At 64.8% G+C, this 13,784-nt stretch carries 11 protein-coding genes; 5 read left to right on the top strand and 6 right to left on the bottom strand.

Going from position 1 to position 13,784, the window contains the following annotated elements; all coding sequences use genetic code 11:
* Positions 1 to 88: 88 nt before the first annotated feature.
* From RX327_RS36930 to RX327_RS36905, 6 genes are all read right to left on the bottom strand, one after another.
* Entirely contained in the window at positions 89 to 1,318 is a 1,230-nt protein-coding gene (locus tag RX327_RS36930; RefSeq protein WP_317248826.1) for an ABC transporter substrate-binding protein, read from the bottom strand.
* A gap of 89 nt (positions 1,319 to 1,407) precedes the next feature.
* Positions 1,408 to 2,427 (bottom strand): branched-chain amino acid ABC transporter permease, encoded by a 1,020-nt coding sequence (locus RX327_RS36925; RefSeq protein ID WP_317248825.1) that lies wholly within the window; start codon positions 2,425 to 2,427, stop codon positions 1,408 to 1,410.
* A gap of 2 nt (positions 2,428 to 2,429) precedes the next feature.
* A complete protein-coding gene (locus RX327_RS36920) occupies positions 2,430 to 3,308 on the bottom strand; it encodes a branched-chain amino acid ABC transporter permease (protein WP_317248824.1) in 879 nt (292 codons plus the stop codon).
* Between the two features lie 13 nt (positions 3,309 to 3,321).
* Positions 3,322 to 4,035, bottom strand: coding sequence for an ABC transporter ATP-binding protein (locus RX327_RS36915; RefSeq protein WP_317248823.1), 714 nt, complete (start codon positions 4,033 to 4,035; stop codon positions 3,322 to 3,324).
* Complete coding sequence (locus RX327_RS36910; RefSeq protein WP_061881012.1) at positions 4,032 to 4,829, bottom strand: ABC transporter ATP-binding protein; 798 nt, start codon at positions 4,827 to 4,829, stop codon at positions 4,032 to 4,034. Before RX327_RS36910 ends, RX327_RS36915 begins: the two co-directional genes overlap by 4 nt.
* 69 nt (positions 4,830 to 4,898) lie before the next feature.
* Complete coding sequence (locus RX327_RS36905; RefSeq protein ID WP_317248822.1) at positions 4,899 to 5,765, bottom strand: IclR family transcriptional regulator; 867 nt, start codon at positions 5,763 to 5,765, stop codon at positions 4,899 to 4,901.
* Between the two features lie 170 nt (positions 5,766 to 5,935).
* Between RX327_RS36905 and RX327_RS36900 the strand changes: the two genes are divergently transcribed.
* The 5 genes from RX327_RS36900 to pimD all read left to right on the top strand — a co-directional run bounded on the left by RX327_RS36900 (position 5,936) and on the right by pimD (position 13,729).
* Positions 5,936 to 8,032, top strand: coding sequence for a 3-hydroxyacyl-CoA dehydrogenase NAD-binding domain-containing protein (locus RX327_RS36900; RefSeq protein ID WP_317248821.1), 2,097 nt, complete (start codon positions 5,936 to 5,938; stop codon positions 8,030 to 8,032).
* Positions 8,033 to 8,187: 155 nt separating this feature from the next.
* Complete coding sequence (pimA, locus tag RX327_RS36895) at positions 8,188 to 9,879, top strand: dicarboxylate--CoA ligase PimA (RefSeq protein WP_317248820.1); 1,692 nt, start codon at positions 8,188 to 8,190, stop codon at positions 9,877 to 9,879.
* A complete protein-coding gene (locus RX327_RS36890; protein WP_317248819.1) occupies positions 9,876 to 11,063 on the top strand; it encodes an acetyl-CoA C-acyltransferase in 1,188 nt (395 codons plus the stop codon). The genes pimA and RX327_RS36890 overlap by 4 nt, the downstream gene beginning before the upstream one ends.
* A gap of 167 nt (positions 11,064 to 11,230) precedes the next feature.
* On the top strand, positions 11,231 to 12,421 hold the full coding sequence (gene pimC, locus RX327_RS36885) for a pimeloyl-CoA dehydrogenase large subunit (protein WP_317248818.1): 1,191 nt from the start codon (positions 11,231 to 11,233) through the stop codon (positions 12,419 to 12,421).
* Positions 12,422 to 12,583: 162 nt separating this feature from the next.
* Positions 12,584 to 13,729: a pimeloyl-CoA dehydrogenase small subunit gene (gene pimD / locus RX327_RS36880; protein ID WP_317248817.1), complete on the top strand. Its 1,146-nt coding sequence runs from the start codon at positions 12,584 to 12,586 to the stop codon at positions 13,727 to 13,729.
* Positions 13,730 to 13,784: the final 55 nt, after the last annotated feature.

Below are 13,784 nucleotides of genomic sequence, written 5' to 3'. Positions count from 1 at the left end.
GTATTCAATACCATCGGCGCGGGGCGTCAACAAAAAGCCCCCGCGACGGATATCGCGGAGGCCGTTGTTTTATTCCCGCAGTGCAACGTCACTCGGAGGGGACGTCGCCGGAGATGATCTCGCCGAACAGTTCCCACTTCTCGCCCTTGAAGCGCATCATCTGCAGCTGCGCAATCGGGGCGAAGTCGGTGGCGCTGGTGTTGATCTTGACGCCGGGCAGCAGGGTATCCGGCGCGAAGTCCTTCAGGCTTGCGGCCTGCTTCATGACGTTGGCGCGGGTGAGATCGTCGCCGCACATTTCCAGCACCTTGGCCAGGGTCTGTGCGGCGCCATAGCCGTACACATAGCCGCCGTCGGACTTGTCGGCACCCGGCATGTACTTGTCGACGAACTCGTTCCACCTCTTCATGCCGGGATCGTTGGCCCATTGCGGGTCGGTGGAGTCCTTGGCGTAGGCTGCCGACAACACGCCCTGCGCGCTTTCGAATCCGGCCGGCTTCATCACGCTGCCAACCGAGATCGACACATTGGTGAGGATCTGGAGCGGCTTCCAGTTGAGCTCGGCGGTCTTCTTGATGGTCTGGGCCGCGAACTTCGGCGTGGTGTAGATCAGGAGCACGTCGGGATTGGCCGCCTTGATCTTGACGATGTGACCGTCGATCGACGGCTCGGAGATCTCGTAGCTCTCTTCCATGATGATCATGGACGAGGCCTTCGCGCCGAGACCGTCCTTGGTGCCCTTGAGGTAGTCTTTGCCGAAATCGTCGTTCTGATAGAGGATCGCGATCTTGGCGTCCGGCTTCTCCTTCATCAGCCATTTGGCGTAGATGTGCGCTTCGCTCTGGTAGGAGGGCTGCCAGCCCATGGTCCAGGGAAAGCTCTTCGGATCGTTCCACTTGGTCGCGCCGGTGGCGACGAACAGCTGCGGGATCTTCTTGGCGTTGAGGTATTTCTGGATCGCGGTGTTCGAGGGCGTGCCGAGCGGGTTGAAGACGGCCAGCACCTCGTCGCTCTCGACCAGCTTGCGGACCTGCTCGACGGCCTTCGGCGGCGAATAGCCGTCGTCATAGGTGACGAAATTGATCTTGCGGCCGTTGATGCCGCCGCGATCATTGATCATCTTGAAATAGGCCTCCTCGGTCTTGCCGATCACGCCGTAGGCGGAGGCGGGTCCCGAATAGGGGATGATGTTGCCGACCTTGATCTCGGTATCGCTTGCGCCGGTATCGTATTTCTTTTGGGCGAATGCGGCAGTGGACGTCGCGGCAACAGCAACGATCGCCGCGGAAATCGCGGCGATCCGAACGGTAGAAAGCATAATATCTCCTGGTTTGCTTCTATAGGCTCTTAACTGGTTTGAGCATGATCTCTTTCGGAAAACCGCTTCGCACTTTTCCGGATCATGCTTCAGTTTTTCTTGAACTTTGCGGCCAGTTGCTGGGCAACGATCGCAATCTGCCTCGCGCCATGCGGCACGAGGTAGATGACGAGGAACAACAGCACGCCGAACACCGCGCCGGAGAGGCCCTTGGAGATGCTTTCCGCCATGTTCGGCACGAAGATGATGAAGGCCGCACCGACGAACGAGCCGGGCAGCCAGCCGACGCCGCCGACCACCATGCCGAGGAACAGCGAGATCGCGAGCGTGATGGTGTAGCTGTCAGGCGCGACGAATTGCACGGCGATGGCGCCAAGCGAGCCGGCAACGCCGGTGATGCCGGCGGACACACCGAAAGCCAGCGTCTTGTAGAGCGCGACGTTGACACCCATCGAGGAGGCCGCGATCTCGTTGTCACGGATCGCCATGAAGGCGCGCCCCGAGCGGGAGCGCAGCAGGTTCACCGAGAAGATGTAGATCGCGATCGTCACGGCGAGCGTGAAGTAGTACAGCCACATGTCCTGCGACATCGGCAGGCCGAACGGCGCGTCCGGCTTGGTGACGACGAGGCCCTGCACGCCGCCGGTCCAGTGCTCGAGGAAGTTCAGCTTCAACAGTTGCGGCATCGCGGTGGCGAGCGCGAAGGTCGCGAGCGCGAGATAGACGCCGGACAGCCGCAGCGCCGGCTTGCCGAACAGGTAGCCGAATCCGAAGCAGATGATGCCGGCGATCGGCAGCGTGAGGGCATAGTTCATGCCCGCATGCTCCATCAGCACCGCCGAGGTATAGGCGCCGACGGCGTAGAACGCGCTCTGGCCGAGCGAGAACTGGCCGGAGCCACCGGTCAGGATGTTGAGCGCCAGCACGGCGAGCCCGTAGATCAGGAGCATCGTCATCTGGAAGATGATGAAGTTCTTGACGAACATCGGCACGACCAACAGCGCCGCCAGCACCACCAGCGAGGTGCCGGTGCCCAGCGTCATGGCCCGCTTCGGAACGGCCTCGACCGCCTGGTGGCCTTCGGCGACGACTTCTTCTGCAGCGCTCATGATCAAACTCGCTTGACGATGTGCCGGCCGAACAGGCCAGCGGGTTTGACGACCAGGACGGAGATGATCAGCGCGAGCGCGATCGGGAGCTTCAGTTCGTTGCCGACGCCGGGGATGTAGGTGCCGGCGAGGTTCTCGAAGACGCCGACCAGGAAGCCGCCGACCACGGCACCGAACGGGCTGCTCAATCCGCCGAGCACCGCCGCGGCGAAGCCGTAGATCAGGACGCCGCCCATCATGTTGGGCTCGAGGAACACGACCGGGGCGATCAGCATGCCGGCGATCGAGCCGATCGCGGTCGCCATGCCCCAGCCGAGCGCGATCATCCAGCTCGTATTGATGCCGACGAGGCGGGCCGATTCAGGCACCGAGGCGGCCGCGCGCATCGCAAGGCCGATCCGGGTGTACTGGAAGAAGAAGAACAGCAGGAGCAGCATCAACAGCGTGATGCCGATCATGCCGGCCTGGTGCGTCGAGATCAGCTGGCTGCCCAGGAACGGCGAGGAGCCGAACGGGGTCGGGTACTGCTTGATGGTGAAGTCCCAGATCAGGCCGGCCGAGGAGTTGATGATCGCAAACAGCGCGATGAAGCCGGCGACGTTGGTCAGCACCGGCGCCTTGGCGAGCGGCTTGAACAGGATGCGCTCGATCGCGATGCCGGCGGCAAACGAAAAGGCGACGGTGAGCACGAAGGCGCCCCAATAGGACAGGCCCCACTGCATCAGCTGCCAGGAGATGAAGGTCGAGAACATCGCCATCTCGCCTTGCGCGAAATTGAGATGGTCGATGGCCTGGTAGATCATGACCACGGCGAGCGCCATGCAGGCGTAGATCGCGCCCGTGGCGATGCCGGCCAGGACCTGGTTGGTGAAAAGCTCCATTGTCCCGGCTCCCTCAGTAACCCAGATAGGATTTGCGGATTTCTTCGTTGTTCGCGATGTCCTTGGCTTTGCCCGACATCACGATCCGACCGGTCTCGATCACATAGGCCTGGTCGGCGAGCTCGAGCGCCAGCTGGGCGTTCTGTTCGACCACCAGGATCGACACCTTGTCCTCGCGGTTGATCTTGCCGAGGATGCCGAACAGATCGCGCACCACCAGCGGCGCGAGGCCGAAGGACGGCTCGTCGAGCAGCATCAGCCGCGGCCGCAGCATCAGGGCGCGGGCGACCGCGAGCATCTGCTGCTCGCCGCCGGACAGCGTACCGGCCACCTGGGTGTGCCGCTGCTTCAGCACCGGGAAGTGGGCGTACATGCGCTCGATGTCGCCGCCGATCGCCTTCTTGTCGGCGCGGCTGATGGCGCCGAACTGCAGGTTCTCCTCCACCGTCATGGTGGTGAAGGTGCCGCGGCCCTGCGGCACGTGGGCGATGCCGAACCGCACGATGCTTTCGGTCGAGCGGTTGTTCAGAGGCTTGCCTTCGAACTCGATCGCTCCGGTCGAGCGTACCATGTTGCAGATCGCGCGCAGTGTCGTGGTCTTGCCGGCGCCGTTGGCACCGAGCAGCGTCACCAGCGAACCCTCGTTGAGCGAGAAGGACAGGCCATGGAGTGCCTGGACCTGGCCGTAATAGGCGCGCAGGTCCTTGACGTTGAGCAGCGTCGTCATTGGTCCTTGCTCCCGAGATACGCCTTGATGACGTCGGGGTCGGCCTGCACCTGGGCGGGCGTCCCCTCCGCGAGCTTCTTGCCGAAATTCAGCGCGACGACGTGGTCGGCGATCGACATCACGAGGCCCATGTGGTGCTCGACCAGGAGCACGGTCATGTGGCGCTCGTCGCGAATGCGGCGGATGAGAGCTCCGAGCACGTAGACTTCCTCGTGGTTGAGGCCGCCGGCAGGCTCGTCGAGCAGCAGGATCTTCGGATCGGCCGCCAGCGCGCGCGCCAGCTCGACCCGCTTCTGCGTACCGAAGGGCAGGCCGGAGACGATGGTGTGGGCGACGTCCTCGAGGTCGAGATAGGCGAGGATCTCGTGCACCTTCTTGTTGACGCTGGTCTCGCTGCGCCGGACCCAGGCCAATCTCAGGGAATCGCTGATGATGTCGCTCGAGGTCTTCGAATGCGCGCCGACGCGGACATTGTCCATCACCGAGAGGTTCGGAAACAGCGCCACGTTCTGGAAGGTGCGGCCGATGCCGATCTCGGCGATGCGGTGCGGCGGCCGCGACAGGATGCTCACGCCGTCCAGCAGGATGTCGCCGGACGACGGCTGGTACAGCCGCGAAAGGCAATTGAAGAGCGTGGTCTTGCCGGCGCCGTTCGGGCCGATCAATCCGAGGATCTGGCCCTTGTGCATGTCGAAGGACACGCCGTTGAGCGCGATGATGCCGCCGAACACGACGCTGACGTCGCGAACCGCGAGCAGGGGCGATGTCCCCCGCGCGAGCTGTGCCTGCGTCATGTCGTCTCGCTCGCCGTCTTCGAGCGGTGCGAGCGGCCCTGCGATGCGTTTCGCTGGGCGTGATGGAGGCTATCTGATCCCCTCGGCCAAACGTGCAACTTTCCCTCCTACTCTGGTCTTTTTGCGTTCTTCTTTTTTGGATTGCGGCGCCATTCCACCGAGCGCCTGCTCGATGTTCCTTACCATCGCCAGCAGACGCGGTCCAATGTCGTTGATCAAACGCTCTTCCGTGAAGCGGAATGCTGGCGCGCCGCAATTGAACGCGTAAGGTCCGGTTCCGTCGTTCAATCTCAATGCGACGCCGACTGCGGCGACGTCGTTCTGCCAGTCGCCTGCGGACATCGTGAAGCCGTGCTTCGCGACCGTCTCGCCGGAGCGCTCGATGCCGTCGCGCATCTTGGCCCAGCGGCTGCCATAGTGATCGCGCAGCTCGCGTAATAAAGCCGCGCGCTCGTCGGGCGGCAATGCCCAAATATAGGCGCGGCCCATCGCACTGGTTGCAATCGGCACGCGCGAGCCGACGTCAAGTTGAACGCCGACCGTCTCGCTGCCGCGGCTCTGGCCGAAATAGATCATGCTGTGACGGTCGCGGCCGCCTACGGCGACGGCACCGCCGGTCGCGCGCATCACTTCCTCGCGGAACGGCTCCGACAGATGCCGAACGCCCAGATTGGCCAGCGCCGCGTAACCGAGCGACATCGCTGCGGGTGCGAGCTGGTACTTCTCGAACTTCGGTACAGGTGTAAGGTATCCCAGCTTGGTCAAGGTGTAGGTCAGCCGCGACACGGTCGGCTTGGGCAGGTTGGTGCGGGCCGCAATCTCCTGATTGCCGAGCAGGCCGTCATTGGGTTGGAACGCGCGCAATACATCCAGTCCGCGGGAAAGCGCGACGACGAAATTCCGATCGGTCGCGGCTTTCTTGCTGGCGCGCTTCATTCCCTGCCCTTGTCATGCTCGTTGACAAGGCACGTGCTTCAAAATAACCCTCCATGTCAAGATGTGGAATTAAATTTCGCAGTGCGAAATTGGTCTAATCGTAGCGGCTCAACGCAAGTCGTGCAGCTACTCAACACAAGTCCAAGAACAAGCATCCAGGGAGAGTCCCGGTGAGTGAAGTCGTCAAGCTCGAACGTCATGACAATATTGCCGTCGTCACGGTTAACAGTCCGCCTGTGAATGCGCTGAGCGCCGCGGTGCGCGGCGGCATCTTCGAATGCATCAAGAGCGCGATCGATGACGCGCAGGTCCAGGGCATCGTGCTGACCTGCGCCGGCCGCACCTTCATCGCGGGCGCCGACATCACCGAATTCGGCAAGCCGCCGAAGCCGCCGGCCCTCAACGACGTGCTGTCCGAGATCGAGAATTCGCCCAAGCCCGTCGTTGCCGCGATCCACGGCACCGCACTCGGCGGCGGCCTCGAGGTCGCGCTCGCCTGTCATTTCCGTGTCGCGGTGAAAGAGGCCAAGCTCGGCCTGCCCGAGGTGAAGCTGGGCCTGTTGCCGGGCGCCGGCGGAACCCAGCGCCTGCCGCGTGCGGTCGGGCCTGAGCTCGCAGTCAAGATGATCGTCGGCGGCGACCCGATCGGTGCCGCGGAAGCGCTGAAGAACGGCCTGATCGAGGAGATCGTCGAGGGGCCGGCCTCGGGCGGCGAAGCCTTCGTGCGCAAGCTGCTGGCCGAGAAGCGCCCGCTGCGCCGCCTGCGCGACGACGATTCCAAGATCGCGGCCGCCAAGGCCGACCGCTCGATCTTCACCAATGCCGTCGCCGCCATGACCAAGAAGTCGCGCGGCCTGGAAGCGCCGTTCGCGGCGGCCGATGCCGTCGGCTACGCCATCGACCTTCCGTTCGACGAAGGGTTGAAGAAGGAGCGCGAGGGCTTCCTGAAGCTCGTCGCCAGCGACCAGTCCAAGGCGCAGCGCTATGCGTTCTTCGCCGAGCGCGAAGCCGCCAAGATCGCGGGTGTCCCCGAAGGCACCAAGTCGCGCCCCGTTAACCGTGTCGCCATTCTCGGCGCCGGCACCATGGGCGGCGGCATCGCGATGTCGTTCGCCAATGCCGGCATTCCGGTCACCCTGATCGAGACCGCCGAGGAGCAGCTCAAGCGCGGCATGGGCGTCATGCAGAAGAACTGGGAAGCGACCGCGGCGCGCGGCGGCATCCCGGCGGACGCGCCCGCCAAGCGCATGGCGCTGATCGACGGCAAGGTCGGCATCGAGAATGTCGGCGACGCCGACCTCGTCATCGAGGCCGTGTTCGAGACCATGGCGGTGAAGAAGGAGGTGTTCGGCAAGCTCGACCAGTACGCCAAGCCGGGCGCGGTGCTCGCCTCCAACACCTCGTACCTGAATATCGACGAGATCGCGAAGTCGACCAAGCGTCCGCAGGACGTGCTCGGCATGCACTTCTTCTCGCCGGCCAACGTCATGAAGCTGTGCGAGATCGTGCGTGCCGACAAGACCGCGCCGGACGCGCTCGTGACGGCTGTCACGATCGCGCGCAAGATCGCAAAAGTGCCGGCCGTGGTCGGCGTCTGCGACGGCTTCGTCGGCAACCGCATGCTGGCCCAGCGCGGCAAGCAGTCCGAGAAGCTGCTGTTCGAAGGCGCCTTGCCGCAGCAGGTCGATGCCGTCGTCACCAAGTTCGGCATGCCGATGGGACCGTTCGCGATGGGCGACCTCGCCGGCCTCGACATCGGCTGGCGCTCGCGGAAGGACCGCGGCATCAAGTCGGAGATCGCGGACGCGCTGTGCGAAGCCGGCCGCTTCGGCCAGAAGACCGGCAAGGGCTACTACAAGTATGAAGCCGGCAGCCGCGCCCCGCTGCCCGACCCCGAGGTCGAGAAGCTGATCGACGAGACGCTTGCCCGCCTCGGCCGCAAGAAGCGCGTCGTCAGCGACGAGGAGATCCTCGAGCGCATGATGTATCCGATGATCAACGAAGGCGCGAAGATCCTGGAAGAGGGCATCGCGGCACGTCCTAGCGACATCGACGTGGTCTGGCTCTACGGCTATGGCTGGCCGATCTACCGCGGCGGCCCGATGTTCTGGGCCGACAGCGTCGGCCTCAAGCACATCGCCGATCGCCTGTCGTTCTACGCCAAGGAGACCAACGACCCGAGCCTCGAGCCCGCCCCGCTACTGAAGAAGCTCGCCGCCGAAGGCAAGACGTTCGCCTCGCTCGCGGCGGCGTCGAAAGCTGCGTGATCGGGCGACGGCCCAACCAAGTGTCGTTCCGGGGCATCGCAATGCGATGAACCCGGAACCCATGGCGCCGTCGAATGAGTGGATTGATGGATTCCGGGTCTGGCCCTTCGGGCCATCCCGGAATGACGACCTTTAGAGTCCCTGCGAAGGCATTCATGACCTATCCCGGCGAACAATATTATCCCAAGGGCGTGCAGTGGAGCGACGAGATCACGCGCGGCACGCTGCCGGACCTGCTCTCGAGCGCCGCCGCCGAGTTCGGCGCGCGCCCGGTGCTCGAATTCCGCGACCGGCCGATCAGCTACGCCGAGCTGGAGGCCCTGGTCGAGACCGCCGCTGCGGCCTTCATGCGGGCCGGCTACGGCAAGGGTACGTCGGTCGCGCTGTTCCTCGGCAACACGCCGGACCATCCCGTCAATTTCTTCGGCGCGCTGAAGGCGGGCGCCCGCGTAGCCCATCTGTCGCCGCTCGACGGCGAGATCGCGCTGACGCACAAGGTCTCCGATTCAGGCGCGCGCGTGCTGGTCACCAGCAATTTGTCGGCGCTGTTGCCGACCGCGCTGAAATTCCTGGAGAAGGGGCTGATCGACCGCCTGGTCGTCTGCGAGGACGATCATTGGGGCAAGGTCGGCACGCCGCAGGCGGCGATCCCCGACGATCCCGCGATCATCACCCACCGCCAGTTCATCGACGGCGCGACCAGGCCGTCGCAATGGCCGGCGGTCGACGTCGAGGACGTCGCGCTGCTGCAATATACCGGCGGCACCACCGGCCTTCCCAAGGGCGCCATGCTGACGCACGGCAATCTCACCGCGGCGGTGTCGATCTACGACGTCTGGGGCAAGCCGTTGCGCGCGGCGCGTGGCGAGACGATCGAGCGCGTGATCTGCGTGCTGCCGCTGTTCCACATCTACGCGCTCACCGTGGTGCTGTTGTCCTCGCTCAGCCGCGGCAATCTGATCTCGCTGCACCAGCGCTTCGACGTCGAGGCGGTGATGCGCGACATCGAGCTCAAGCGCGCGACCTACTTTCCGGGCGTGCCGACGATGTGGATCGCGATCGCCGCGCTCCCGGACCTCGACAAGCGCGACTTCTCCTCGCTCGCCACCATCGGCTCCGGCGGCGCGCCGCTGCCGGTCGAGATCGCGAATTTCTTCGAGCGCAAGGTCGGCAAGAAGCTGCGCAGCGGCTGGGGCATGACCGAGACCTGCTCGCCCGGCACCGGTCATCCGCCTGACGGTCCCGAGAAGCCGGGCTCGATCGGCCTGATGCTGCCCGGCATCGAGATGGACGTGGTGTCGCTGGAGGATTCCACCAAGGTGATGCCGGTCGGCGAAGTCGGCGAGATCCGCATCAAGGGCCCGAACGTCACTGGCGGCTACTGGAACAGGCCGGAAGGATCCGCGGATGCCTTCGTCGACGGCCGCTTCCTCACCGGCGACATCGGCTATGTCGACACCGACGGCTATTTCTTCCTGGTCGACCGCAAGAAGGACATGATCATCTCCGGCGGCTTCAACGTCTATCCGCAGATGATCGAGCAGGCGATCTACACCATATCAGGCGTGCACGAGGTGATCGTGCTCGGCATCCCCGACCAGTACCGCGGCGAGGCCGCAAAGGCCTTCATCAAGCTGCGCGACGGGCAGCCGCCGTTCTCGCTCGACGAGCTGCGCGCGCAGCTCAATGGCAAGCTCGGCAAGCACGAACTGCCGGCCGCGGTCGAGTTCGTCGACGATCTGCCGCGCACACCGGTCGGAAAATTGTCGCGCCACGAATTGCGCCAGCAGCAGCCCAAGACACCTCAATCCACGCAACAACAGACTGCATCAGGAGCTCGTTCTTGACCGACGCCGTCATCGTTTCCACCGCCCGCACCCCGATCGGCAAGGCCTATCGCGGCGCGCTCAACGCCACCGAGGGCGCAACCCTGCTCGGCCACGCCATCGGCGAGGCCGTCGCGCGCGCCAAGATCGATCCGAAGGAGATCGAGGACGTCGTGATGGGCGCCGCCCTCCAGCAGGGCGCGACCGGCGGCAACATCGCGCGCAAGGCGCTGCTGCGCGCCGGCCTTCCCGTCACTGTCGCCGGCACCACCATCGACCGGCAATGCGCCTCCGGTCTTCAAGCCATCGCGCTGGCCGCGCGTTCGGTGCTCTTCGACGGCGTCGAGATCGCGGTTGGCGGCGGCGGCGAGTCGATTTCGCTGGTGCAGAACGACAAGATGAACGGCTTCCACGCCCAGGACCCCGCGCTGCTCAAGATCAAGGGCGAGGTCTACATGCCCATGATCGACACCGCGGAAGTCGTCGCCAAGCGCTACGGCATCTCGCGCGAACGCCAGGACGAATATTCGCTGGAGAGCCAGCGCCGCACCGCGGCCGCACAACAGGGCGGCAGGTTCAAGGACGAGATCGCTCCGATCACCACGCAGATGGCGGTCACCGACAAGGCGACCGGCACCGTCTCGATGAAGGACATCACGCTGTCGCAGGACGAAGGTCCGCGGCCCGAGACCACCGCTGAAGGCCTCGCCGGCCTGAAGCCCGTGCGCGGCGACGGCTTCACCGTCACCGCCGGCAACGCCAGCCAGCTCTCCGACGGCGCCAGCGCCTGCGTGATCATGAGCGACAAGGAAGCCGCCAGGCGCGGCCTCGCGCCGCTCGGCATCTTCCGCGGCTTCGTCTCGGCCGGCTGCGAGCCGGACGAGATGGGCATCGGCCCGGTCTTCGCCGTGCCGCGCCTCCTCAAGCGCCACGGCCTCACCGTCGACGACATCGGCCTCTGGGAGCTCAACGAAGCCTTCGCCGTGCAGGTGCTGTATTGCCGCGACAAGCTCGGCATCGACCCCGAGAAGATCAACGTCGACGGGGGCGCGATCGCGGTCGGCCATCCCTACGGCATGTCGGGCGCGCGCCTCACCGGCCACGCCCTGATCGAGGGCCGTCGCCGCAAGGCGAAATACGCGGTCGTCACCATGTGCGTCGGCGGCGGCATGGGCGCGGCGGGGTTGTTCGAGGTGCTGCAGTAGTTCACCGTCGTCCTGGCGAAAGCCAGGACCCATACCCCGCGGCCGGGGTAAGGGGCACGGACGGTAGACGCCTTCGCAAGACAACGAAGGCCGGTGGTAATGGGTCCTGGCTTTCGCCAGGACGACGATGGAACAAGACGTTAGGTTTCGCTCAACAGGAGGATCCGATGGATCTCGCATTCACGAAAGAAGAGCAGGCGTTTCGCGAGGAAGTACGGCAGTTCTTCCGCGACAACGTGCCGCCGGATACGCGGCGCAAGCTGGTCGAGGGCCGCCACCTCTCGAAGGACGAGATGGTGACGTGGTGGCGCATCCTCAACAAGAAGGGCTGGGGCGTCAGCCACTGGCCGAAGGAATATGGCGGCACGGGATGGACCGCCGTGCAGCACTACATCTTCAACGAGGAGCTCCAGGCTCACCCGGCGCCGCAGCCGCTCGCCTTCGGCGTCAGCATGGTCGGTCCGGTCATCTACACCTTCGGCAACGAGGAGCAGAAGAAGAAGTACCTGCCGCGCATCGCCAATGTCGACGATTGGTGGTGCCAGGGCTTCTCCGAGCCCGGCTCCGGCTCCGACCTCGCCTCGCTCAAGACCAAGGCCGAGCGCAAGGGCGACAAGTGGATCATCAACGGCCAGAAGACCTGGACCACGCTCGCCCAGCACGCCGACATGATCTTCTGCCTCTGCCGCACCGACCCGGCCGCCAAGAAGCAGATGGGCATCTCCTTCATCGTGTTCTCGATGAAGTCGAAGGGCGTCACCGTGCGCCCGATCCAGACCATCGACGGCGGCCATGAGGTCAACGAGGTGTTCTTCGACGACGTCGAGGTGCCCTACGAGAACCTGATCGGCGAGGAAAACAAGGGCTGGGATTACGCCAAATTCCTGCTCGGCAACGAGCGCACCGGCATCGCCCGCGTCGGCGTCTCCAAGGAGCGCATCCGCCGCATCCGCGCGCTGGCCTCCAAGGTCGAGGCCGGCGGCCGTCCGGTGATCGAGGATCCAGCGTTCCGCGAAAAGCTCACCGCTTGCGAGATCGAGCTGAAGGCCCTCGAGCTCACGCAGCTCCGCGTCGTCGCCGACGAAGGCAAGCACGGCAAGGGCAAGCCCAACCCGGCGTCCTCGGTGCTGAAGATCAAGGGCTCCGAGATCCAGCAGACCACCACCGAGCTGCTCATGGAAGTGATCGGCCCGTTCGCCGCGCCCTACGACGAGCATGGCGACGACGGCTCGAACGAAGCCATGGACTGGACCGCCCAGATCGCGCCGAGCTACTTCAACAACCGCAAGGTCTCGATCTACGGCGGCTCCAACGAGATCCAGCGCAACATCATCGCCAAGGCGGTGCTGGGGCTGTAAGCCGCACATTCAGCTGTCGTCCCCCGCGCAGGCGGGGGACCCAGTACGCCGCGGCGGTCAGAATTCCCAATGATGGCCGCCGAGTACTGGATCCCCGCTTTCGCGGGGATGACGATCGGGGATCTGGGCAACAGCAGTGCCCGCTTGATTTTGGAGAGAAACATGGATTTTGATCTGTCCGAGGAGCAGCGGCTTCTCAAGGAAAGCATCGACGGCCTGCTGACCGATTCCTACGATTTCGAGCAGCGCAAGAAGTACATGAAGGAGAAGGGCGGCTGGAGCAGAACGGTCTGGCTCAAGCTCGCCGAGCAGGGCCTGCTCGGCCTGCCCTTCAGCGAGGCCGATGGCGGCTTCGGCGGCGGCGGCGTCGAGACCATGATCGTGATGGAAGCGCTCGGCAAGGCGCTGGTGCTCGAGCCGTATCTGGCGACCGTGGTGATCGGCGGCGGCTTCCTGCGCCATGCCGGCTCGGCCGAGCAGAAGGCCAAGTACATTCCCGGCATCATCGACGGCAGCAAGACGCTCGCCTTCGCCCAGCTCGAGAAGAACTCGCGCTACGATCTCTTCGACGTCTCGACGACCGCGAAGAAGAAGGCCGATGCCTGGGTCATCGACGGCGAGAAGTTTGTCGTGCTCAACGGCGAGAGCGCCGACACGTTGATCGTCACCGCACGCACCAAGGGCGATCGCCGTGACAAAAGCGGCATCGGCGTGTTCCTGGTGCCCGCGAATGCCAAGGGCGTCGCCAGGAAGGGCTATCCGACCCAGGACGGCCTGCACGCCGCCGACATCACCTTCACCGGTGTCGAGGTCGGTGCTGACGCTGCGATCGGCGATCCCGAGAACGGCCTGCCCCTGATCGAGCGCGTAGTCGACGAAGCCCGCGTCGCGCTCTGCGCCGAGGCGGTCGGCCTGATGGACGAATCGCTCAAGACCACGGTCGAGTACATCAAGACGCGCAAGCAGTTCGGCGTCGCGATCGGCTCGTTCCAGTCGCTCCAGCACCGCGCCTCCGACATGTTCGTCGCGCTGGAGCAGGCCCGCAGCATGTCGATGTTCGCCACCATGGCGTCGGACTTCGACGATGCCAAGGAGCGTGCGTCAGCGGTCGCCGCGGCCAAGGTGCAGATCGGCAAGTCGCTGAAATTCGTCGGCCAGCAGTCGATCCAGCTCCACGGCGGCATCGGCATGACCATGGAGGCCAGAATCGGCCACTACTTCAAGCGCCTCACCATGATCGAGAACACCTTCGGCGACACCGACTACCACCTCCGTCGCGTCAGCGAGGGCGGTGGGCTGCTGGCGTAAGTTGTCCCCGTCATTCCGGGGCTCGCGAAGCGAGAACCCGGAATCTCGCGCCACA

The organism is Bradyrhizobium sp. BEA-2-5, assembly GCF_032918025.1.
In the GTDB taxonomy this organism is placed as follows: domain Bacteria; phylum Pseudomonadota; class Alphaproteobacteria; order Rhizobiales; family Xanthobacteraceae; genus Bradyrhizobium; species Bradyrhizobium pachyrhizi.
Note: the sequence above shows the minus strand (reverse complement) of the source record. Positions and strands in the feature narration are given on the sequence as shown.